The sequence below is a fragment of the Duganella aquatilis genome, assembly GCF_009674565.1.
GTDB classification, from domain to species: domain Bacteria; phylum Pseudomonadota; class Gammaproteobacteria; order Burkholderiales; family Burkholderiaceae_D; genus Rugamonas; species Rugamonas aquatilis.
On the sequence record NZ_WKJL01000031.1, the window covers coordinates 1 to 22514 of the forward strand.

The following is a 22514-nucleotide window of genomic DNA, read 5'->3' on the forward strand; positions in this document are numbered from 1 at the left end:
ACCAGGCCGGCGCCGCGCAGGCGCAGACCGGCACGCCTCCTCCTCCGGTGGCGCAGGGCGACAGGCCGGCGACCGCCGTGCCGGATCCCGCGCCGCATCCGGGCATGCGGCGCTACAAGGTCAACCTGCCGCCGCCGGCGGTGTTCGACATGGCGGTGGCGCGGGTCGATGCCGACGGCACCAAATGGACGGGCGCCGCGACGATGACGTGGCATACTGACGGCAGCCGCTATCGGGCCTCGGTGGAAGCGGGTCTGAGTTTGCTGATCACGCGTTTGAACCTGCTGGTGACGCGCAGCGAGGGCGAGATCGACGATTACGGCATCGCGCCGGTGAAGAGCACGGAAAAGCGCGCGCGCCGCGCCGAAACCGCGACCCACTTCAACCGCGACGCCGGCACCATCAGCTTCTCGGCGGTCGAGACCACCTACCCGCTGCTGGTGGGCGCGCAGGACACGGTGACGGTGCCGTTCCAGCTGGGCGGCATCGGCCGGGCCGACGTCAACCAGTTCGGCGGCGACATCGACATCCAGGTCGCCAACGACAAGGAGGCGGTGGTCTACCGCTTCCAGCTGGTCGGCGAAGAAGAACTCGATATGAAGACCGGCAAGGTGGTGACCTGGCATCTGAGCCGTCCGCCGAAGCCCGGCACGTATTCGTCCAAGCTGGAAATCTGGCTGGCGCCGGGACTGAACTGGTATCCGGTGCAGATCCGCGTCAGCGAAGGCAATGGCGCGGTCACCACCCAGACCGTATCCGATATCAAGATGACTGAAGCAGGAAAATAAGATGAAAAAACTGACCACCCTTTGCGCAGCCTTGCTGCTGGCCGGCGTCACGCTGGCCCACACCGCCGACGAACATCCGAGCGCCAAGCACCCGACCAACCCGCCGCCGTCGGCGGACCTGAGCTACTCGCTGAAGATCAAGCAGAGCGGCCTGTCGCTGAACGGCACCGCCACCGTGCAATGGCGCGCCGGCGACGGCAAGTATTCGATCGCCACCGAAAGCCGCGCCGCCATCTTTGGCAAGGTGGTCGAGAACCGCAGCGAGGGCGGCATCGACGATTTCGGCCTGGCGCCGGTGAGCTTCTACGAGAAGCGCCTGCGCAAGGAGCCGTACACCACCAGCTTCAAGCGCGACGGCAAGACTATTGCATTTACCGAAAGCGACGTCACCTATCCCATCCTGGGAGGCGAGCAGGATCGCAGCAGCGCGCAATGGCAGCTGGCCGCGCTGGCGCGCGCCACGCCGGACAAGTTCAAGCCGGGCAGCGAGTGGCATCTGTTCGTGGCCGGCCGCCGCGACGCCGAGCAGTGGACCTTCAAGGTGGTCAAGACCGAGAACGTGCAGATCGGCTCCGGCGACGTCAGCGCGGTCCACCTGATCAAGGCGCCGCCGCCGGATGCGCAGGGTCAGCAGGTCGACCTGTGGTTGGCGCCGTCGATGGATTGGTACCCGGTGCGGGTGCGCTTTAACGACAACGACGGCGACTTTGTCGACCAGACGCTGGAAAAGGTCGTGAAGAAATAGGCTCCTGCTATACTGACGCCCCCGCGACAATGAGGTTTATTTGTAAAAAATACAATGGCGGGAGCAACATCGGGGTCAGTGCCGACATTCGGACATGAGTTCGTGTCCGAATGTCGGCACTGACCCCGATGTTGCGCATACAGAATGGCAAAGAATGATCGAACCTATAACTAGTGAAGCCGCACCGGACCCGCAGGAGCAGGACAGTCTGCAGGCCCACTTTCAGCCGCACATTTCCGCTGACGAGATTGAGCAGGTCTACCACCTGAAGCGCGCGCAGCCGCTGCTGCAGGTGTTTACCGCCCTGTTCCACGGCGGCTTCGATGGTGTGCTGGTGCGCCTGCTGGTGCTGCGCGAACTGGCCGCCGAAACCGGCGTCACCAGCTTCACCCGCGCCGACATCAACACCCGTCTGGGCTACCTGCTGCCGGAATCGCTGGAGACGGTGCTGATGCGCCTGCGCTCCAACCAGTTGCTGGCGTGGGACGCGCAGCAGGCCGTGTACCGCGTCACGCCGATGGCGCGCAACGTGCTGTCGGCGATCGACGCGCTGCTGGCGCTGGGCAAGGAGGAAGACAGCTCGGACATGGGCTTCCTGCTGTCGCAGGTGGCCGGCGCCCAGGTAATGGGCGGCGTCACCGTCGACCAGCTGAACCACCTGCTGGGCCGCCTGATGGAGCTGACCGAGGAATTCTCGGACGCCATCGCCTCCGGGTCCGAATTCCGCCTGCGCGCCTCGCAGGCCAAGTGGCACATGGCGTGCGACTGGGTGGAGAAGGGCTCGGAGATCCTGCGCGCCATCACCACCGACGAAAACGCCGACAGCGCCACCCACAAGGCGGCGCAGGCCATCGGTCGCGCGCAATCGGCGCTGCTGAACATGCAGGGCATGTTCTCGCGCGCCTTGAACCAGATCGAGCGCCAGCGGGTGCACCTGGGCCAGTCCGGGCTGTCGACCACCGACATCAAGCGCTGGCTGCTGGAACACGAAGACCTGGCCTCGCTGGCCCTGGGCGCGATCGACCAGCCGGTGGTCCCGCTGTTCATCACGCCCGCAGAAATGATAGACGTAGCAGAAACAGAATTAATGGCCGACCGCGTAAACACCACCGTATCCAATGGCCTGCCGACCGGCACCGACGCGCCCACCACCATCAGCGACGGCCCTGCAATGCAGCAGGAGCTGGACGACTGGCTGGCGCGCCTGTCCGACTTCGCCGCGCTGGGGAATTTCCCCAGCATCGCCGACGAGGGCCCGAAATCCATCCAGGCGCACGAGTCGCTGCTGCCGGCGTCGTTCGCCGTGGCCTCGTACCGCGCCTCGCTGCTGCCGCTGCTGGGCGACGCCGACGAAGCGCGCCTGCAAGGCGCCACCGCCGAACTGGCGCGCCTGCCGGTGACGTTCTCGCCGCAGGACGAAATGGTCCAGCTGCCCGACCTCGAAGTCGCAGCGATGTCCCTTGCCTCCCTCTCACTGTCTTTGAATCCGGAAGGCGACAAGTCTGATGAATGACGATTCCCAAATCCTGATCGCGCGCCTGCTGTCGCACCAGACCCTGCGCCGCGACGACAAACTGGTCAAGCGCGTGCTGTCGGACGAACAGTTCCGCACCGAAGTCGATGCGCGCCTGCTGGCCGTCGGCCTCAAGCTGCTCGACAACGTGTATGCCGACCACGTGACGCTGGCGCTGCACCGCGCCATCGAGCCGAAGATCTTCGGCGCCAAGGACGTCTGGCAGAACAATAACTTCGGCCTGTCGCGCGATGGCGTGGCGCTGCTGGTGGTGCTGTGGGCGCAGATCATCCTGCCCAAGCGCGAACGCCAGGAGACCCACCAGCACGCGGAGGACGACCAGAACGACATGTTCGGCGTCGACAAGCCGCTGCCGCGCGCGGAAGACACCTCGATCGGCATCGCCTACAAGGCGCTGCTGGCCGACTTCGGCGACAAGCTGGGCAAGAAAACGCGTCTCGACATGAACCTCGGCATCCTGTCCAAGCTGGGCTTCATCGAGCGCCGCGGCGACATCATCGTCGAAGGTCCTCTGCTGGACCTGCTGATGGATACCGACGTGCTGAAGGAACGCATCGTCAACGGCGCGCTGGCCGACGTGTTCAAGCGCGCGCCGGCGCAGATCATCCCGGTGCCGCGCAGCGCGCCGCCGGTGGCCGCCAACGAGGAGGAAGAAGCCGCACCGGCCGAAGACGAGGAAGAGATCCTGCCCGCCTTCGACGCGCCGCCGCCGGCTCCCATCGACGAAGACACTCCAGCCAAGGACTAAGCCATGTTTCACATTAAATCGCTAGAACTGGTCCACTGGGATTACTGGCAACGCATCAAGAATATCCCGCTGGACGCCAAGATCATCACCATCGCGGGCCAGAACGGCTCCGGCAAGACCACCTTGCTGGACGCACTGCGCACGCTGTTCGGCCTCGATTGCTCGATGGGCCGCACGTATAAACACTACGCGCGCCACAGCGGCCAGCAGACCGCCTGGCTGCGCGCCGTGGTGGACAACAAGGCCATGGGCCGCCAGCTGTCCAACCGCCCGTTCCGCAGCTCCGGCTTCTTCAGCGACGACGAAGTCACGCTGTTCTGCCAGATCCAGAAGAACGGCGGCGACTGGAAGCGCCAGTACCTTATGCGCCCGGGTAACGTGCAGATCGAAGACATCGGCGAAGCCGGCAACGACTGGCTCGGCGTGGAAAACTACCGCAAGCGCCTGGCGAACGCCGGCCTGTCGCCGGCTATGGCCAAGGTGCTGGCCCTGGAGCAGGGCGAGACCGACAAGCTGTGCGAATACGCGCCGCGCCAGTTGCTGGACCTGGTGTTCCAGGTCTTCGGCGACAAGGAAGTGCTGGACGCCTACGACGAAGCGAAGCGCCACCAGCGCGACACCGAAACGGAACTGAAACGCTTTGAAGCGGAACTGGAAGCCTCCAAGACCAACCTGGAAGGCTTGCGCCTGCGCGTGGCCAACTACCACCAGTGGGAAGACCTGAACAAGGAGCGCCGCAACCTGCAAGAGGAAGTGCTGCCGTCGCTGGAATATCACGAAGCGCGCGAGAAGCACGCGACCTTGAGCCGCCAGCTGCGCGAAGCACGCAAGCCGCTGCTGCAGGCCGACGCGCAACTGGCCGACAAGCGCAATATGCTGGCGGCGCAGGCCAAGGCGCTGTCGGACGCGCAAAGCCACGAGACGGTGCTGGAGCAGGAATCGACCTCGCTGCAAACGCGCCTGACGCACATCAACGGCAAACTGAAGCCGCTGGAAAGCCTGCTGGAGCAGAAGGCGCGCCTGGAAAAGCTGGCGTCGGACTCCGGTTCGGACCTGGCCGAAGTGGCCAAGACGCTGCAGGAAAAAGAAATCGAACTGGCGCGCCAGCGCACCGCGCGCGACGCCGTCGCCTCGAAGATCGCCGGCGAGCTGTCGACCATCTCGGCGCTGCAGGGCAAGACCGCGCTGCCGGAACCGGAAGTGCAGCGCACCATGCGCCGCGCGCTGAACGACGCCGGCATCAGCCACGCCATGCTGTCGGACATCGTCGAAGTGACGGACCCGAAATGGCAGGGCGCGATCGAAGGCGTGCTGGGTGGCTATGCCTCCGTGGTGCTGCTGGATAAATCGTCCGATGCCGCCGCCGCCTACCGCCTGGCGGAGAAGGAGCGTTATCGCCACTTCATCGTGCCGGATCTGGTGCACGCGCCGACCATCAAGGACGAGAGCCTGATGTCGGTGGTGAAGTTCTCGGCCAAGGTGCCGGCATGGCTGGTGGAACAGCTGTCGCGCATCACCCGCGTTGACAGTGTCGACGTCGGCGCCAAGCTGGGCAGCCACGAAGAGTGGATCACGCCGGAAGCCTACCACCGCGAACGCCGCGGCGGCCGCTCGCTGTTTGTGGAAGCCTCGCGCTACCGCTTCGGCTCCGCCGGCCGCACGCAGCGTATGGAAGCGATCCAGAAATCGCTGCCGGCGCTGGAGGCGCAGGAAGACCAGCTGACGCTGCAAGTGTCCAAGCTGGCGACCGAAATCAGCGCGCTGAAAACCCGCCTGGCCGGCGTCGACGCGGCCAAGGAACTGGGCGCGCGCGCCGAGGAATTCGACGACGCCGCGCGCAACGCCGTGCCGCTGCGGGCGGAACGCAGCGAAGTCGGCGCCCGCCTGGGCGAGCTGCAAAACCTGATCAAGACCGCCGTGGTCACGCGCACCCGCGCCGACACCACCTGGCAGAACGCGCGCTTCGCCCTGTCGGAAGCGGAAGCCGGCATGCGCCTGAATCACAAGCGCGTGCTGGAGCAGCGCGCAGAACATGCCAAGGCGCTGCTGGCGCTGCGCAAGAGCTGGCGCCACCTGCCGCAAGGCTGGCGCCGTCCGGCGCGCCGCGCCGCGCTGGTCAAGGAACACCAGAACGCGCACCAGGTCACGCTGCGCGTGCACAGCCTGGAAGCCAGCCTGGCGCGCAGCGACTGGGAACTGGATGCGACCGTGATCGACCAGTACCAGCGTCTGAACGACCAGCTGCATTCGCGCCAGTCGGAAACCGAGGAGCGCCGCTACCAGAACAACCGCGCGATCGAAGCGACCGGCAATGCACGCGGCGCCTACATCGAGCGGCTGCGCTACACCATCAAGACCTACGCGGCCAACATCAAGGAACTGGGCCAGCTGGCCGGCATCGAAGTGCATGCCGATCCGGTGCGCCTGGAGAACGACGATGTGCAGCTGGCGCAGGCCGGCCTGCACGTGCGCTTCAAATTCGACGGCAAGGGCGTGATCGGCATGAACGACGGCGAAGCGTCGGGCGGCCAGCAGGTGATGAAATCGCTGGTGCTGCTGATTGGTTTGCTGAAGTCGGAAGATGGTTCCGGCGGCTTCGTGTTCATCGACGAACCGTTTGCCCACCTGGATATCCGTAACATCCAGCTGGTCGGCGAGTTCCTGAAGAACACCGACGCCCAGTACCTGATGACGACGCCGCTGACGCACAACACCGACGTCTACGATCCTTCGGAACTGACGCTCATCACGAGTAAAAAGAAGAAGGATACCGAGTGGGCGCAGCCGATCTTCGTGCTGCAACGCCGCAAGGAAGAGGCGGCGAAAGCTGCCTAGTCGTTCAGCAGCTGATCCAGCTGCTGCGCCAGAAGGGCCGCCTTGTCGCGGCCCTTTGCTTTTTGTACGGCTTCGAGATAGGGACCGCGCAGCGTGCGCAGCTCATCCAGCGTCGCGGCCTTCTCCACCCTGAGTTGCAAGGTGAAACCACGCAGGCCGATCGTACTCTTGATGGTCTTCGTGTAGAAGTCGTAAACCGCGAGCTGCTGGCGGGTGGTCATGGCGGTGCTCCTTAGTCATCCTAAGATAGCACCGCGCCTTATTTGATGTCAAAGATGTCAATCGGACGCGGCACCGGCTTCTGCGTGCGGCGCCATTGCACCAGCAGCCACGCATACACGCCATAGAAGCCGCCCAGCAGGCCAAACAGCCACGCGGTAAGCGGATTGCCGAGGAAGTCCGGATCGAGCGGCAGGCCATTGTGCATGTGCAGATAGGCCTCAAATAAGCGGTAGATCAGACGGCTGATGTACAGCATGATGACCAGCAGCGCGAGCTTGCGGTTCTGCGTGTAGAAAAAGCCTTCGGGACGGTTTTCCAGGCGGCTCATCTTCATGTTGCGCTGGCCCAGCAGGCCGCCGACCACGGCGCCGGCCGCCAGCGCCGCCAGCGCGGTCCAGTTGCCCAGGGTTTGCAGCACCACCGCCAGCAGCATGAACACCATCGTGCCCAGCGTGGCGTAGTGGCGCCACAGTTCGGATTTGGTGCGACCCAAGACGATCTTGAGACGCGAATAAATACGCCATACCGCCAGCGGCACGAGCAGCAGCAGTACGATTGTGGTCATTTCCATAATCTGTCCGAGGTAGAAATCTGAAAAACTGTGATTGTACGGCACGGATCGGCAATCAAGGCTAGCATAAGCAAACTGGACCGAAAGGACATCATGAACAACCCCCTATCCGTGCTGCCGCTGAATCTTGGTTTGATGGCCGCTTCGCCGCAGGCCGGCGCCCAGGAGGGCGGTTATCGTTTACCGCCTGCCGCCTTGCAAGCCATTGTGGATGCGGCGCGCGCGCCGGCGCTCAGTCTCAGTCCGCGGCGCGACATCGTCGCGGTGATCGAAACGCCGCCGCTGCCCGGCATCGCCGAAGTGGCGCAGCCGGAGCTGAAGCTGGCCGGTCTGCGCATCAATCCGCGCACCTGTTCCTCTTCCCGGTTTTCGTTCGGCACCGACTTGTCGCTGCTGGAGGTGGCCACGCGCAAGGAGATCCGCCTCACCGGACTGCCGCGCGGCCTGCGCCTGTCGGACCTGAGCTGGTCGCCGGACCAGCGCCATCTGGCGTTCACGCACGTGGCGCTGAGCGGCGAGCGCGGTGCGGTGGAGCTGTGGGTGGTGGATGTCGCCGAACGCAAGGCGCGCAAGCTGTCGCCGCAGCCCTTGTCGGCGGTGCTCACGCGCGGCTTCAACTGGCTGCCGGACAGCAGCGGGCTGCTGGTGCACTGGCGGCCGGCGGATATCGGCAAGGTGCCGGCGGCTAGCGGGATTCCGTCCGGGCCGATAGCGCAGGACAGCACCTCGGACGGCCATGTGCGCCAGCTGCGCACCTACCAGGATCTGCTCAAGAGCGAGGACGACGCGCGCCTGTTCGAGTACTACATCACGGTGCAGATGGCGATCATCGACCTGCACGGCAAAACGCGGCTGGTCGGTACGCCGGGACCGTTTTCGCGCACCTCGATTGCGCCGGGCGGCGAGTATCTGCTGACGCAGAGCGTGACGCGGCCGTATTCCTACATCGTGCCGGCGTCCAGTTTCGGCGAACGGGTCGAGGTACGCGACCTGCACGGCGTGGTGGTGCACACGGTGGCCAACCTGCCGCTGGAGGAAGGTCTGCCACAGGGGAACGACGCGGTGTCCGACGGCGTGCGCCATGTGTCGTGGCGCGCCGACGCGCCTGCCAGCCTGGTGTGGGCCGAGGCGCAGGACGGCGGCGATCCCGCGCGCGAAGTCATCGACGGCATCCGCGACATGGTGATGCTGCAGGCGGCGCCGTTCCGCGAACCGCCGCTGGTGCTGGCGCGGCTGACCATGCGCTTCGCCGGCATCGCCTGGGGCCGCGACGACGTCGCCCTGATCAATGAGCGCTGGCACAAGACGCGCGACTACAAGCAGTGGATGATCGAGCCGGGCCACCTCTCGACGCCGCCGGAGCTGATCCACGCCGGCTCGTATGAGGACCGCTACAACAGCCCTGGTTCGCCGGTGATGCGCGCCGACGTCAACGGCTTCCCGCGCCTGCTGATCGGCCCCGGCACCACGGTGCTGATGGACGGCGCCGGCGCCACGCCGGAAGGCGACCGTCCGTTCATCGACCGCGTCAGCCTGACCACGAAAAAGAAGGAGCGCCTGTTCCAGAGCGCCGCGCCGTATTTTGAAAACGTGGCGGCGGTGCTGAACGACGACGGCACGCTGCTGCTCACCACGCGCGAGTCGCCGACCGAGCGGCCGAACTACTATCTGCGCGACCTGACCAAGCCGGAAGGCCAGCAGCTGACGGCGCTGACCAACTACCCGCATCCGACGCCGCAGCTGAAGGACGTGGCGAAGGAGCAGATCCGCTACGTGCGGGAAGACGGCGTGGAACTGACCGCCACACTGATGCTGCCGCCGGACTACGACGCCGCGCGCGACGGCCCGCTGCCGCTGCTGATGTGGGCCTATCCGCAGGAATTCAAATCCGCCGGCGCGGCCAGCCAGACCACCGGTTCGCCGTACCGGTTCAACTCCGTCAGCTACTGGGGACCGGCGGCCTTCCTGGCGATGGGCTATGCGGTGCTGGATAATCCGTCGTTCCCGATTGTCGGCGTCGGCGACGAGGAGCCGAACGACACCTATCTGCCGCAGCTGGTGGCGTCGGCCGAGGCGGCGGTGGAGGAGGTGGTGCGGCGCGGCGTCGCCGACCGCCATCGCATCGCCATTGGCGGCCATTCGTACGGCGCCTTCATGACCGGAAATCTGCTGGCGCACACGCGTCTGTTCCGCGCCGGGATCGCGCGCAGCGGCGCCTACAACCGCACGCTGACGCCGTTCGGTTTCCAGTCCGAGGAGCGGCCGTACTGGCAGGCGGCGCAGGTGTACCAGACCATGTCGCCGTTTAATAACGCCGACAAGATCAAGGATGCGATGCTGCTGATCCACGGCGCGGAGGACAGCAATTCCGGCACCTTCCCCTTGCAGAGCGAGCGCATGTTCCAGGCCATCAAGGGCTTGGGCGGCACCGCGCGGCTGGTGATGCTGCCGAACGAATCGCACGCCTACCGCGCGCGCGAATCGATCATGCACATGCTGTACGAGACCAATGCCTGGCTGGAGAAATACGTCAAACACGCAACGGCGTAGAATGGTCGCCGTGTTCCTTCGACTGGAGTATCGACCATGAAATTATTTCACCGCGCCCCCGATCCTGTCGTTCCCGTGGATGATCCCGCGCCGCCGAATATTCCGCATCCGGCGCCGCAGGATGATCCGGTGCCGGATCACCATCCCAGCTAGTCGAACGCCCAGGTGTAGAGCACGTCCAGCGCGTTGTTGGTGCCGGTCTGGAATTGCAGCGTGATGCGCGGATTGAGTTTGTATTTGAGCTTGACCAGGCTGGTGGCGCTGCTGGCGCCCTGTTCAAAACTGAGGTAGGCGCGTGATGAGATGCGTTTGCCGACCGTGACCACGGTATTCTGCAAGCCGGTGGCCGCACCCGCCGTCGAGGTGCCGGCCGCCTGGCCCACGCCCAGTTCATCCACACCCAGTGCGCTGGCCAGCTTGCCCTGGCCGGCGCCGCCGAACAGCGCGCCGGCCGCGGTACTGAGCAGCGCCATGTCGTTGCCCTGGGTGTTGTCGATGCCGTGGCCCAGCACCAGCCACGCCAGCTTGTCGCTGTCCGACACGGTGGGCGTGGACACCAGCTTGGCCTGCGGCGCCAGCGCCGTTCCGCGCACTTCCACGCCCGCTTCCACATTGGTTTCGCTGAGCGCCTCGCCCTCCGGACGGCGGCGTACGGCCAGGATGTTGAGGCCGGGGTTGTCGTAGGCGCCGGTGAAGTTGATCACGCCGCGGTCGATCGCCAGCTTCTGCCCATACGCCGCATAGGTGCCGCTGACCACGCGGATGCTGCCGTTGACGCGCGGCGGCCGGCGGTCTGCCACGCGGATGCGCAGCGAGCCGGCCAGCTGCGCATCCAGCCCTTTGCCGCTCAGATTGAAGTCGTTGCCGAGGTCCGCTTCGACGTCGATATTCAGCGGCATGCCTTGCGCCGCCTTGACCGGCGCCGCGCCCTTGCCGACGATGACCACGTCATCGCTGAGCGTTGGCGTGTCGGCGCCGGCCAGTTCGATGCTGGCGCGGTCGGCGCGGAATTTGCCGTCCAGCTGGAAGTGCTTGGCGTCGCGCGTCAGGTTGCTGGTGCCGCTGACCACCAGGATGCGGTCGGGACGTGACAGCACTTCCAGCTTGTCGGCGGTCAGCTTGAGCTGCATGGTCGCCTCGTTGGCGGCGTAGCGTATCCAGCCATCGGCCTGCGCGCGGCCCTGGTTGCCGTCGAAGGCCAGCTTTTGCAGTTGCAGCTGGTCGCCGGTCAGGCGTGCCTGCAGTTGACCGTTGCGCAGCTTGATGCCTTGATCGAGCCAGTTGACCACCAGCTTGTCGCCGGTGATGTCGCCGCTCAGTTGCGGCGCGGCGATGGTGCCGCTGCCGTTGACGGCCATCTTGAAGGTGCCGTCGATTTCCAGGCCCGGCTGGCCGGCCAGCGGCGCCAGCCAGGCCAGGGAACCCATGTTGGCGCTGCCGGTGAGGGTGAAGGTGCTGTCGTCGGCCAGGCGGCCGTCGTGCAGCTGGGCGCTGCCATCCAGCTTGGCCTGGCCGGCGCGGGTGCCGTCGACGTTGAGTTGTACGCGCAGGGTGCCGTCGTTGACGTCGGCGCGGGCGTCCAGCGTGCGCAGGCCGAGCGGCTGCGGCAGGTCGGCGCCGATGATGGTCAGGTCGCCCTGTTCGCGGTTGACGTGGACCATGCCGGCCAGCGTGCGGGTGGCGGCTTGCAGGTTCAGGCCCCATTCGGCGCCGATGGTCATGTTGCTGCGGACGTTGTCGCGCCAGGCGTCGGACAGTTGCGCCAGGTAGTTGACCGGCACGCCGGCCGCCTGGCCTTTGCTGCGCCATTCGGCGCCGGATTTTTCCAGGTTGTCGATGCGGATGGTGCCGGCGGGGAGGTTGATGGTGGTGCTGCCCAGCGCGATCTGCACGGGCTTGAGCAGGCCGGCGACGCCGGTGTCTTCCGGTGCGGTGAGTTTCAGCGGCGCCGGCGCGGCCAGGGTGAGGGCGAAGCGGCCCTTGTTTTGCAGGGTGTCGATGGCGCCGGTCCACGTATCGTTGGCCCAGCTGCCCTTGACGCGCAGCGCGGCGTCGAAGTCTGGATTGGAGGCGCTCAGCTGAATGATGTGCGCGGAGCGCGTGCCGCTGGTTTGCAGTCGCGCCTTGTCGATGGTGATGGCCGGCGACACATAGCGTGTGATGGCGATGTCGCTCACCAGCGGCACGTCGGCCAGCGAATCCGCCGCCGCGTTGCCGCGCGCCTGCGCCGCGCGTCCCGCGCTGCGCGCTATGCCGCCGGTTGCGGCGCCGCTTGCCATTGCAATCGTATTCCCCAGCGTCGCGCTGCCGTGGATGCTGCCGACCTGCTGCTGGCCAGGCGCGCGCAGATTGCTGCCATCGAGATTGAGCGCGAGCGCTGGCCGGGCGCTGGTGCCGGACAGCGTGCCATCCGCGCGCAGCACGCCAGCGAACTGCGGACCAAGCGCGCCAAGTTGCGGCGCGTCGAGCTTCCACTCCAGCTTATCGAGCGCGCTGCCGAAACTACCCTTGGCCTGCAAGCTGTTGGACGCCAGGTGCAGATCGATATCCGCATTGCTCACACTTCCCTTGGAAGCCGTCAGCTTGGCATAGCCCGACAGCGGCGCATTGGCAAACGTCGATGGCTGCAAGGTCAGATTGAACGCGGCGCGCCAATCGCCGGCCAGCCGCGCATCGGCATTGAACACGGCGTTGACCGCGCCAGCCTGCGCCGCGCCGAACGAGGCGGGATTCAGGCGTTGCACGCTGCCGTTCATCTTCAGTTCCGGCGTGCCCTTGACCACGGCCACGTCGCCGGCAGCGTGAATCAGGCTGTCCGCCGGACGCTTGGCCGACGCGAACGCCAGGCCGCGCGCATCGGCTTCAAAGCTGCTGCGCGGCGCTTCCATGCTGCCGGTGACCGCGCCGCTGGCGGTGATCGCACCCAGCAAATCGCTGCTGACCGCCGATAGCTGGCGTGCATCGATCTTCCACTTTAACTGCTCGCCCGGTGCGCCGAAACTGCCGCTGACGTCAGCGGTGTTCTGCGCCATCGCCAGATGCGCGTCGATGCCGCTCAGGTGTTTGGCGTCCGCATTCAGCTTGCCGTTGCCGGTCAGCGTCTGGCCCATCAACTTGCTGGCCTTGATCTGGAACGCCGCCCCCACTTGCCATGCCGGCGACAGCGCGCCTTTGGCGTTGACGTCCGCATTCAGGTCGGCGATCGGATAGCCGGTGCCCAGCGCGGAGGGATCGAAATGGTCGGCGGTCAGCCTGGCGCTGAATTCCTGCTTGTCTTTCAGGCTGGCCTGGCCGGTGGCGCTGATGCTGCCTTTCTTCGCTTGCAGGCGCACTTGGTGCAGTTGCAGCAGCGCGTCGGCCAGCGTGGCTTGCAGGTCGAGGCGCATGCCTTTGTCGGCCAGCGCTGCGCTCAGCGATTGCTTCGCCGGCGTGCTGGTGAGAGTGATGTCGCCGGCGATGGCGGTCTTGTTGATGCTGGTGTGGATGTCTTTCAGGTCGAAGCGGTCGGTGTGCAGCTTGAAGTTGGCGGCGTCGATGCCGGCGTCGATACCGCTGCGGTCTACCTTGCCGCCGCCGGTGAATTTGCCTGCGGCGCCGAGATCCAGGACGACGTTGTCCAGCAGCGAGGAGGTGAGGGTGCCATCCAGGCGTCCGCTGAAGGCTTGCAGCGGCAGGCCTTTCTGGTCCAGCGGCGCGGCCTTGCCTTGATTGAGAACGGCGAACTGGCCGGAGATCTTCTGGTCCTTGGCGATGGCGGCGGTCAGCTTCAGGCTGAACTTCGCTTCCGGCCATTCGGCGTTGAAGCCGGCCGGATCGAGATCGCGGCCGGTCAGGTCGATGGAGCGCAGGATGATCGGATCGAATGGCGCCAGCGCAAGCGCCGCTTCGCCGCTGGCGCCATTCGCCGCGCCTTGAATTTTCAGCGTCAGCAGCGCCAGGTCGCCGCCGGCCTGCACGGCCAGCCGCGCCACACCCGCCGGCATGGCAGCGCCGCCGGCCATTGGCGCATCGCTATACACCAGCGTCGCCTTGGCTTGCAGCGCAAACGGCTTGCTGCCGGCGATGGTAGCATCGGCCTTGATATCGCCGAACGCCGTGTGCGCGGATGCGTCCTGCACATGCCAGGCCTGCTTGTCGCCATCAAGTTTGAAGCGCAGGCGATCGATCACATTGCTGCCGGTATCGCTGGTCAGCGTCAGCTTGTCCAGCCGCCCGTCGGAGATGCTCAGCCTAATCGGCGACGCCAGCGATTCCGGCATGGTGGAAGGCTCCGACGGCCCGCTGCTCTGCACCAGCAGGCTGCGCGCATGCAGCTCGCTGATGGTCAGCCCTTCCGAAAAATACTGCAACGGCGACCAGTTGATATCGATCTGCTCCGCCGTCACCACGGTGCCCTTGCTGCGATACACCAGCTTATCGATGTGCATGCGATGGTACAGCGAACCGCTGACGCCCGTCACCGCAATCTGCCCGCCGCTGGCGTTCGAAATGCGCTGCACCAGCTGCTGCAAGGTCGACTCGCGCCCCAGCAGCCAGAACGCGCCGACCAGCAGCACGACCAGCACGCCGAAGCCGATCGCCACGCGGCGCGGCCAGCGGCGGCGCGGCGCAACCTGTTCTGGAGAAGTGTTGTCTTGGTCAGCCATCAGAAAGTGAATCCCAGCGAGAAGTGCAAACGATATTTATGAACCGCGTGTCCATATGCGACGTCGACGTTGATCGGTCCCACGGGACTCTTCCAGCGCGCGCCGACACCGTAGCCGGACTTGGGATGCAAGGCGCTGATCGTGTCGCCGGCATTACCGGCGTCGTAGAACACCGCCGCGCCGTACTGCGGCTTGAACCAGTACTGATACTCGGCGCTGGCCGTGGCCAGGTAACGGCCGCCGGTGATCGCGCCGTCCACCGGCACCCCCAGCTCCTGGTAGCCATAGCCGCGCACCGACTGGTCGCCGCCGGCGCGGAACAGATACACCGCCGGCACGCCATCCTTGTTGCGCGAGGTGAGCGCGCCAAGCTCCCCGCGGAAGATGGCGTTGGTGCTCACACCCAGCGGCAGATACGCCACGCCGCGCGCATAGCCGCGCACGAACGCCTCGTCGGTCAGGATCGGCAGCAGCGCGCCGCCCACCTGCGCGTTCAGCGCATAGCCCTTGGTCGGGAACAGCAGGTTATCCAGCTTGCGCCAGGTGACGCCATAGGTCAGCGGCAAACTCTTGCTCTGGCTGGACGGGATGCCGCCGATGGTCTTGGTCTCCGTCAGCAGCTCCAGCGTCAGCGAACGTTCCAGCAGCGGCGTGCCCCAGGTGCGCTTGCCGGCGATGCTGGCCACGCTGGTCACCTCGCCCGAAATGTCGCTGCGTTCGAAGGACGCGCCGATGCTGTCGTTATAGCCTTCCGGCGTGACCGGGAAGTAGAAGTTGCTGGTGGCGGTCTGCTTCTTGGTTTCCAGCGTCAGCGCGCTTTTCATGCGCAGGCCGAAGACCGACAAGTCGTCATACGTCAGCGAAGTACGATTGCCGGTGTTGGTCGAATAACCGATACCGGCGCTGACGTTCTTGCGCTTGTTCTCCACCACGCGCACCAGCAGCGGCAACGGCGCCATGGCGGTGGCGGCGTTCTGCTCCGGCGTCATGGCGGCGGCGTCCAGCTGTTCGGTGAGGATGGCGCTGGTGTCGGCGCTCACTTCCACGCTGGCGAAATAGCCGGTGTCCTGCAGGCGCGACTGGTACGATTGCAGCGCCGCTTCGCTGTAGTAGTCGCCGGGACTGATCTGATTCAGGTTGCGCACCACCTTGTCCGGATAGCGCTTCAAGCCTTCGATGCGCAGTTCGCCGAAGCGCATCTCCGGGCCGCTGTCGATGGCGACGCGCAGATTGGCCAGGTGCGCCTCCGGGTCCACCGTGGCCTGGCTCTCGACCAGCTGCGCGCGCGGATAGCGCGTCTGCACCACGGAGCGCAGCATGGCGCGCTTGGCCGACTCCCATTCGTCTTGACGGAATATCGCGCCTTTTTTCAGCGGCCATGCGGACTTCAGCGCGTTGACATCGAACTGCTGGTCGGCCGGCTGGTCCGGATTGGCGGCAAAGCCCTGCAGGCTCAGATCGACCTCGCCCACGCGCACCGGCTGTCCCGGCTCCACCTTGACCTGTACCACCGGCGTGCCGGGGGCTTCGCGGTCGAGGCTTGCGCTGACCACCGGCGAATAGTAACCATCGGTGGCAACCAGCGTGCGGATCTGCTCCGGTGCCACGCGCACCAGCCGTTGCAGCTGTTCGCGGTCGATGCGGTCGTTGCCGCGAAAACGGACCAGGTCCAGGTTATGTTCGAGCAGCTCGCGCACGTCGGTTGGCGCGTCGATGCGGACCTCGTATTTCAGGCCTTCGGCGGACTGTGCGGCAGCGGATAGCATGGCCGCAGCGAGGCAGGCAGACCCTTTTGCCACAACTTGTGCCAAAATTCGTGATCCTGTCCGTTTTTTTGCTGGCGATGCCGGTAACATGAGACTCCATGAAGGTGTACGCTAAAGGTGTGCGTCATGAGCATGTTACCGGATTGCCCCGAAAGATGGCGTACTTATAATATTGCTTCATCTGGAAAGAACTATGCTGCCTACCGATTCCGCCCTGGTCCTGTTTAGCGGAGGCCAGGACTCCACCACCTGCCTGGCCTGGGCCCTGAAACACTACACCCGGGTTGAAACCATCGGTTTCGATTACGGCCAGCGCCACGCCGTCGAGCTGACCGTGCGTCCCAAGCTGCTGCAAAGCCTGCGCGAACAGTCGTCCGAGTGGAACGCCCGGCTGGGTGAAGACCACATGATCGACCTGTCGCTGATTTCGGAAATCTCGCAAACCGCGATGACCCACGATATCGCCATCGAAACCCAGGCCAACGGCCTGCCGAACACCTTTGTCCCCGGCCGCAACCTGCTGTTCATGACGGTGGCCGCCACCGTGGCCTATCGCCGCGGCCTGACGGTGCTGGTGGGCGGCATGTGCGAAACCGATTTCTCCGGCTACCCGGACTGCCGCGACGACACCATGAAGGCGCTGCAGGTGGCGCTCAACCTCGGCATGGACACCCGCACCAAGCTGGAAACGCCGCTGATGTGGCGCGACAAGAAGCAGACCTGGGAACTGGCCATGGAACTGGGCGGCCAGGCGCTGGTGGACCTGATCCGCGACGGCACCCACACCTGCTACCTCGGCGAGCGCGGCGCGCTGCACGACTGGGGCTACGGCTGCGGCACCTGCCCGGCGTGCGCGTTGCGCGCGCGCGGCTACCACCAGTTCGTGGGCATCGAGGTGTAAATGCCCGCCGACACCCAGGCACGTTCGCGTCGATTGCTGCAACATCTGCTGTCGCCGCGCGTCCTGCCAGCGCTGGTGCTGACCGGCTGCCTGGGTGTGACCGCCGTGCTGTGGCACGGCGCCGTGGCCGATGCCGAACAGGATGCGCAGGCCGATTTCGACGGCCGCGTGCGTGAGCTGGTCAACAACCTGGACCAGCGCATGCAGACCTACGTACAGGCGCTGTACGGCGTGCAGGGATTGTTCGCCAGTTCGCAGGAGGTGGACCGCGAAGAATTCCGCACCTATCTCACCGGCCAGGATCTGAACCATCACTTCCCCGGCGTGCACGGCGTCGGTTACATGAAGCTGATCGGTCCGCACCAGCGCGAAGCGCATGAAGCGCTGGTGCGGCGCGACGGCTTTCCCGACTACCGCATCATGCCCGAGGGCGAACGCAATTGGTACGCGCCCATTGTCTACCTGGAGCCGTTCAGCGACAACAACCGCCGCGCCTTCGGCTACGACACCGCGTCCGAGCCGCGCCGCCGCGCCGCGCTGGAGCAGGCGCGCGATTCCGGCCAGCCGGCCATGAGCGCCAAGATCCGGCTGGTGCAGGAGACCGGCGAACCGGCGCAGTCGGGCTTCCTGGTGGTGCTGCCGCTATTTAACCATGCGCAGAAAATCGCCACGCTGGCGCAGCGCCGCGCCGCCATCACGGGCTGGGTGTATGCACCGTTCCGCGTGGGCGACCTGATGGCGGGACTGGGCGGCCCGCGCGCCGCCGCGCTGGACGTGGAAATCTACGACGGCGTTGCCATGACGCCGGAGACGCTGATGTACGACAGCTGGCCGCAGGTGCATGACACATCGCGCGTCACGCGCCAGCAGGTCAGCATCGCCAACCACCGCTGGACGCTGCGCATCGGCATGCTGCCCGGACTGGGATCGCCCAGGAGCGACAAGGCGCAACTGATCGCCGTGCTGGGCGTGGCGCTGAGCGGCCTGCTGGCCTGCCTGACCTGGCTGCTGGCGCGCGGCCGCGTGCGTGCGCGCGCAAGCCTGGTGCGCAGCCGCGCCTTGACCGAAGAACTGAAGGAAGGCCAGGCCACGCTGATGGTGCTGGCTGACAGCGCGCAGCGCAGCCAGGCCATGTTGCGCAGCATTCTGGATTCCACCGTCGACGGCATCTTTGTCGACAACCTGAAAGGCACGGTGCTCAATTCCAACCGCCGCTTCCGCGAGTTGTGGAATGTGCCGGAATGCCTGGACTGGCAAAGCGACGGCGCGGTGCTGATCGCGCACATGTGCGCACAGCTGCGCCATCCCGAATGCGGCCTGCAGCTGGACGAGCCGGGACAACTGACGCTGCCCGGCGTGCAGCGCGGCACGCCGCTGGAGGAAGAACACGAGGTGCTGCAACTGAAGGACGGCCGCATGATCGAGAAGCACACGCGTGGCCTGCAATTGGGCAGCGAGCCGGCGCGTATCTGGTCGTTCCGCGACATCACCGAACGCACGCAGATCGAACGGCGCGAACAGACCCGCCGCCACGTGCTGGAACTGCTGGCCACCGGCGCGCCGCTGCAAACCATCCTGGAAAGCGTGGTGCTGGGCGTGGAAGCGGACAACGAGGATATGTTGTGCAGCATCCTGCTGCTGGACGAAAGCGGCGAGCACCTGCTGGTCGGCGCCGCCCCAAGCCTGCCGGCGTTCTACAACGCCGCCATCCACGGCATGCCGGTGCGCGATGGCCTGGGCGCCTGCGGCCAGGCGGTGCTGACGCGCGGCCGCGTGATCGAAGAGGACATCCGCAACGCAACGTCGTGGGGCGAGTACCGCGACATGGCGTTGCAGGCGCGGCTTGGCTCGTGCTGGTCCGACCCGATCATCAGCACCAGCGGCGCGGTGCTGGGCACCTTCGCGATCTACCACCGCGAGGCGCGCCTGCCCAGCCTCGCAAATATCGTGCTGATCGAGCAGGGCGCGCGGCTGGCCGGCATCGCCATCGAACAGGCGCAGGCGGCGATTGCGCTGCGCGTCGGCGAGGCGCGCTTCCGAAGCCTGTATGACCATGCGCCGGTGGCGCTGTGGGAGCAGGACTGGTCGGCCGTGCGCGGCGCGCTGGCGGAACTGGAATTATCCGGTGTCGACGACCTGCCGGCCTACCTGCAAGCCAATCCGAGCCAGCTGCGGCGGCTGGCGTCGCTGGTGCGGATTCTGGACGTGAACGCCGCCGCGCTGGAACAGGTGGCGGCGCCGGCCGGCCGCAAGGAGATCGGCGCGCTGACGCTGGCGCAGAATTTCGACGCCACCGCCATGCCGAACTTCGCCCGCGCGCTGGCGGCGCTGGCGCAGGGCCGGCACTTCTTCGCCGGCGAGGGCAGCTTCGAGCGGCTGGACGGCGTGGCGCGCCTGAACGAACTGACGCTGCTGGTGATGCCCGGTCATACGCACAGCCTGGACTTCGTCATCGTCTCGACGCTGGACATTACCGAGCGGCGCCGCATGGACGACGAGCTGCGCGTGCTGGCCACCACCGACTTCCTCACCGGCCTGCCGAACCGGCGCGAGTTCATGGGCCGGCTGCAGGAAGAGGAGGGCCGGTTGCAGCGCGACATCGGCGCCTGTGCGGCGGTGCTGCTGCTGGACATCGACCACTTCAAGCGCATCAACGACGAGCACGGTCACGCGGCCGGCGACGCCGTGCTGCGCCAGCTGGCCGACCTGATGCGCGACAGCCAGCGCAAGATCGACATGCTGGGCCGCATCGGCGGCGAGGAATTTGCGGTGCTGTTGCCGGGAACGGATCTGGATGCGGCGGCGGTGTTCGCCGAGCGCCTGCGCCAGCGGGTGGAGCAGACGCCGATGCAGCTCGATGGCGGCGTGACGCTGAAGATCACCGTCAGCATCGGCATTGCGGCCATGGGCGGCAAAACGCCGGGCGGCGATCCGGCCCTGATCCGCGCCGATCAGGCCTTGTACTGCGCCAAGCGTGGCGGGCGCAACCGGGTGGAACTGATGGATATCGAGGCGGATCGGCCGGGACATCAGGTCCCGGCCGCTTCCGGTTGAAACTTACACAGGCTGTTGCAGGGTCGCTTGCAGGCGTTGCTTGCGTGGGCGGCTGACGAAGATCCAGTACAGGCCGATCGGGATCAGCAGCGGCAGCAGCAGGGGCGAGACGCAGGCCATCACGATCACCGCCGCCAACGCCACACCGGCCACCGCCAGGATGCCGAGGCCGGCAAACAGCAGGCACAGGAAGACCGCCACGCAGGTCATGATCAGGCCGGCGAGCAGGATGCCGGCGCCGCCGAAGAAGACACTCAATACCGCCCCCACAGGGCCGTCGAATTCATCGCCGTCGATGTTCACATGCATGCCGTCGCCAAAGATTGATTGGCAGGCAGCAATAGCCAGCAGGAAGATCACGGCGGCGAAGATCAGTTTTTTAGCGTTGGTGTTCATGGCGTTACCTCTTTTTGATGTTGTTCGATGCCGTTTGGCATGGTTGAACTGTACCGATGCGTGACGTCGTCGGCCATCGGATTGCGACGGACCGCCAGATTTGCGGGATGGAACGCGAGGCAGCGGCGATGAGCCGTGCGGCGGGCGATTAGACCTTGATTTAAAGATATGTTGGTCTACACTGATACTCTCTCACTTGCATATGGAGGGCATCAACATGGCTTGGCTAGCAATGAGCGAGGGGCAATCGATTCCCTCGACCCGCACGTGTAACCGGCGCCAGCGCAGCGCCCAGCGCCTGACTGGCGGCGGCCCGAAAGGCCCGCCCTCTGCGCCGCCGACAATACCGCCGATCATCATTACGCCGTTCACCTACCAGATGCCGGAACCGGCCATCGACCCGCGCGTCACGCCACTGAAACCGCCGATCACCGAGCGGACGCCCTGCATGACCTGCTGAGGCGGCCCACACCATCAATAAGCTGCCACTGCAGGCCTGAGTCTGCGGTGGCATCGTCTGTCTTCTGCTCACGTGTACTTATGAACGACATTCCCGAATCGGAAGCGCGAGGGTTGTTAAGCAGGCGAACATTTTGCGAGATGGATGGCGATTGGATTCCGGAAAAGATACAACCAGGCACTTTTACGATCTCGGCGGGTCTGACCGACGAGGATGGTGTGGGCACTATGATGCAGGTCAAATTGTTCTTCCGTCGAAGCGATAAAACCGGTATGGTGAATTATGTGTTCAGTGTCTTTAAACGCACGCCCTATAGTCTCGATCGGGTATATCAGTTAGATGTGCGGCAGTGTAGAAAACGGATGAAAAACCGCCATGATCTTTCACATGAGCACATTGGTAAGCTTCGGCTGACCGGCGCCGCAGAGTGGGCGCACTGGGAGTTTGACGACATATTGGAATATTTTTCTAACGCGACGAATGTCGGGTTTTCGGTTGGGCCGGTTCATCCGGAGCATTTCGAGCTCAGGGGCCAGAGATGATCTGCAATCGACTGTCAGAAATTTTAGGCTTTACCTGTCATCCCCTGACGGATGATGGTCTCATTGCCATGGTGGATACGCCCTTCAGGTACCCGGATGGCGACGAACTGCCTGTTTTTATAGAGAAGCTTGGTCCGCAAATCCGCTTTTTTGATGATGGAGGCGGGTTGTTGCACCTGTTAAGGCGAGGCGTTTCACTGGACGACCATAGGAAGACAAAATTCATTAAAAGTATCGCTGACCCCCATCATGTCAGTTTAAATGAATCGGGTGAGTTGGAAATCTGGTCTACGGAAGAGGGCGCACCCGCTGCCTTTGCTCATTATGTTTCTGCGATGTTAGGCCTGTCGAAATGGGAATCGGAGCAGGTTGGCGTATCCACGGACCTGTCGCTTTTCCTGGACGAAGTTGAAGTATGCTTGCGCGCGTGGAAACCCAAGTCTGTCATTGGTGACAGCCCTGAATACAAAGGAATATCGGGACATGTCTACAAGCTTCACTTCAGCTTGGATGACGATGCAGTGCTGGCAGTAAATCCTCGCCATGCTTCGGTCAGTTCGGCTGCAAAAAAGTTGTTGGATATTCGTGCTGTCGATCAATACAAAGGACTCAAAATTATTGTGGTGATGGATGATCGCCACGATAGGCAATCAGCCAGGAATGAGGCCCGAGTGCTTGATGTGGTCGGGAGCGTAATAATGATGAGTGCTCTGGAGCGTCAAGCTGGATTCATTCGATTGCCATAGATTGCATTGT

16 protein-coding genes are annotated in these 22514 nt (G+C 64.9%); 11 read left to right on the forward strand and 5 right to left on the reverse strand.

Annotated elements, in window-relative coordinates; genetic code table 11:
- The 5 genes from GJ698_RS26610 to GJ698_RS26630 form a co-directional block, all read left to right on the forward strand.
- The coding region (locus GJ698_RS26610) for a DUF3108 domain-containing protein (protein ID WP_154360889.1) at positions 1-788 on the forward strand (788 nt) is incomplete at its 5' end.
- A gap of 1 nt (position 789) precedes the next feature.
- Positions 790-1533, forward strand: coding sequence for a DUF3108 domain-containing protein (locus GJ698_RS26615; protein ID WP_154360890.1), 744 nt, complete (start codon positions 790-792; stop codon positions 1531-1533).
- 154 nt (positions 1534-1687) lie between these two features.
- Complete coding sequence (locus GJ698_RS26620; RefSeq protein ID WP_154360891.1) at positions 1688-3046, forward strand: hypothetical protein; 1359 nt, start codon at positions 1688-1690, stop codon at positions 3044-3046.
- Complete coding sequence (locus tag GJ698_RS26625) at positions 3039-3815, forward strand: hypothetical protein (RefSeq protein WP_154360892.1); 777 nt, start codon at positions 3039-3041, stop codon at positions 3813-3815. Before GJ698_RS26620 ends, GJ698_RS26625 begins: the two co-directional genes overlap by 8 nt.
- 3 nt (positions 3816-3818) lie before the next feature.
- The gene (locus GJ698_RS26630; RefSeq protein ID WP_154360893.1) at positions 3819-6650 is read left to right on the forward strand and encodes an ATP-binding protein; all 2832 of its coding nucleotides are present in this window, start codon (positions 3819-3821) and stop codon (positions 6648-6650) included.
- Here GJ698_RS26630 and GJ698_RS26635 read toward each other — a convergent pair.
- Both GJ698_RS26635 and GJ698_RS26640 read right to left on the reverse strand, forming a co-directional pair.
- Positions 6647-6871: a hypothetical protein gene (locus GJ698_RS26635; RefSeq protein ID WP_154360894.1), complete on the reverse strand. Its 225-nt coding sequence runs from the start codon at positions 6869-6871 to the stop codon at positions 6647-6649. The genes GJ698_RS26630 and GJ698_RS26635 overlap by 4 nt on opposite strands.
- Positions 6872-6909: 38 nt before the next feature.
- The gene (locus GJ698_RS26640) at positions 6910-7437 is read right to left on the reverse strand and encodes a CcdC protein domain-containing protein (protein WP_229260188.1); all 528 of its coding nucleotides are present in this window, start codon (positions 7435-7437) and stop codon (positions 6910-6912) included.
- Positions 7438-7536: 99 nt separating this feature from the next.
- On the opposite strand from GJ698_RS26640, the gene GJ698_RS26645 reads away from it, so the two are divergent.
- Positions 7537-9993, forward strand: a complete 2457-nt coding sequence (locus tag GJ698_RS26645; RefSeq protein WP_154360896.1) for a S9 family peptidase — start codon at positions 7537-7539, stop codon at positions 9991-9993.
- Between the two features lie 149 nt (positions 9994-10142).
- On the opposite strand, the gene GJ698_RS26650 is transcribed toward GJ698_RS26645, so the two are convergent.
- Together GJ698_RS26650 and GJ698_RS26655 are read right to left on the reverse strand one after the other, a co-directional pair.
- Positions 10143-14639, reverse strand: coding sequence for a translocation/assembly module TamB domain-containing protein (locus GJ698_RS26650; RefSeq protein ID WP_154360897.1), 4497 nt, complete (start codon positions 14637-14639; stop codon positions 10143-10145).
- Positions 14639-16405, reverse strand: coding sequence for an autotransporter assembly complex protein TamA (locus tag GJ698_RS26655; protein WP_229260189.1), 1767 nt, complete (start codon positions 16403-16405; stop codon positions 14639-14641). Before GJ698_RS26655 ends, GJ698_RS26650 begins: the two co-directional genes overlap by 1 nt.
- A gap of 193 nt (positions 16406-16598) precedes the next feature.
- Here GJ698_RS26655 and queC point away from each other — a divergent pair, with 193 nt between their 5' ends.
- Positions 16599-17306 (forward strand): 7-cyano-7-deazaguanine synthase QueC, encoded by a 708-nt coding sequence (queC, locus tag GJ698_RS26660; protein WP_154360899.1) that lies wholly within the window; start codon positions 16599-16601, stop codon positions 17304-17306.
- Positions 17307-20360, forward strand: coding sequence for a CHASE domain-containing protein (locus GJ698_RS26665; protein ID WP_154360900.1), 3054 nt, complete (start codon positions 17307-17309; stop codon positions 20358-20360).
- Between the two features lie 3 nt (positions 20361-20363).
- Here GJ698_RS26665 and GJ698_RS26670 read toward each other — a convergent pair whose 3' ends face one another.
- Positions 20364-20756 carry a hypothetical protein gene (locus tag GJ698_RS26670; protein WP_154360901.1) on the reverse strand — a complete coding sequence of 131 codons (393 nt, stop codon included), beginning with the start codon at positions 20754-20756 and terminating at the stop codon, positions 20364-20366.
- 217 nt (positions 20757-20973) lie between these two features.
- Between GJ698_RS26670 and GJ698_RS26675 the strand changes: the two genes are divergently transcribed.
- The 3 genes from GJ698_RS26675 to GJ698_RS26685 all read left to right on the forward strand — a co-directional run bounded on the left by GJ698_RS26675 (position 20974) and on the right by GJ698_RS26685 (position 22504).
- Positions 20974-21216, forward strand: a complete 243-nt coding sequence (locus GJ698_RS26675; protein ID WP_154360902.1) for a hypothetical protein — start codon at positions 20974-20976, stop codon at positions 21214-21216.
- Positions 21217-21296: 80 nt separating this feature from the next.
- Positions 21297-21758: a hypothetical protein gene (locus GJ698_RS26680; protein ID WP_154360903.1), complete on the forward strand. Its 462-nt coding sequence runs from the start codon at positions 21297-21299 to the stop codon at positions 21756-21758.
- Positions 21755-22504: a DUF1828 domain-containing protein gene (locus GJ698_RS26685; RefSeq protein ID WP_154360904.1), complete on the forward strand. Its 750-nt coding sequence runs from the start codon at positions 21755-21757 to the stop codon at positions 22502-22504. The genes GJ698_RS26680 and GJ698_RS26685 overlap by 4 nt, the downstream gene beginning before the upstream one ends.
- Positions 22505-22514: the final 10 nt, after the last annotated feature.

What these genes read in the sequence shown, in the direction of transcription:
- GJ698_RS26625 (WP_154360892.1), top strand. Translation starts at nt 3,039, where the DNA reads ATGAATGACGATTCCCAAATCCTGATCGCGCGCCTGCTGTCGCACCAG.
- GJ698_RS26620 (WP_154360891.1), top strand. Translation starts at nt 1,688, where the DNA reads ATGATCGAACCTATAACTAGTGAAGCCGCACCGGACCCGCAGGAGCAG.
- GJ698_RS26650 (WP_154360897.1), bottom strand. Translation starts at nt 14,639, where the DNA reads ATGGCTGACCAAGACAACACTTCTCCAGAACAGGTTGCGCCGCGCCGC.
- GJ698_RS26685 (WP_154360904.1), top strand. Translation starts at nt 21,755, where the DNA reads ATGATCTGCAATCGACTGTCAGAAATTTTAGGCTTTACCTGTCATCCC.
- GJ698_RS26680 (WP_154360903.1), top strand. Translation starts at nt 21,297, where the DNA reads ATGAACGACATTCCCGAATCGGAAGCGCGAGGGTTGTTAAGCAGGCGA.
- GJ698_RS26655 (WP_229260189.1), bottom strand. Translation starts at nt 16,405, where the DNA reads ATGCTATCCGCTGCCGCACAGTCCGCCGAAGGCCTGAAATACGAGGTC.
- GJ698_RS26670 (WP_154360901.1), bottom strand. Translation starts at nt 20,756, where the DNA reads ATGAACACCAACGCTAAAAAACTGATCTTCGCCGCCGTGATCTTCCTG.
- GJ698_RS26615 (WP_154360890.1), top strand. Translation starts at nt 790, where the DNA reads ATGAAAAAACTGACCACCCTTTGCGCAGCCTTGCTGCTGGCCGGCGTC.
- GJ698_RS26675 (WP_154360902.1), top strand. Translation starts at nt 20,974, where the DNA reads ATGGCTTGGCTAGCAATGAGCGAGGGGCAATCGATTCCCTCGACCCGC.
- GJ698_RS26645 (WP_154360896.1), top strand. Translation starts at nt 7,537, where the DNA reads ATGAACAACCCCCTATCCGTGCTGCCGCTGAATCTTGGTTTGATGGCC.
- GJ698_RS26630 (WP_154360893.1), top strand. Translation starts at nt 3,819, where the DNA reads ATGTTTCACATTAAATCGCTAGAACTGGTCCACTGGGATTACTGGCAA.
- GJ698_RS26635 (WP_154360894.1), bottom strand. Translation starts at nt 6,871, where the DNA reads ATGACCACCCGCCAGCAGCTCGCGGTTTACGACTTCTACACGAAGACC.
- GJ698_RS26640 (WP_229260188.1), bottom strand. Translation starts at nt 7,437, where the DNA reads ATGACCACAATCGTACTGCTGCTGCTCGTGCCGCTGGCGGTATGGCGT.
- GJ698_RS26665 (WP_154360900.1), top strand. Translation starts at nt 17,307, where the DNA reads ATGCCCGCCGACACCCAGGCACGTTCGCGTCGATTGCTGCAACATCTG.
- queC (WP_154360899.1), top strand. Translation starts at nt 16,599, where the DNA reads ATGCTGCCTACCGATTCCGCCCTGGTCCTGTTTAGCGGAGGCCAGGAC.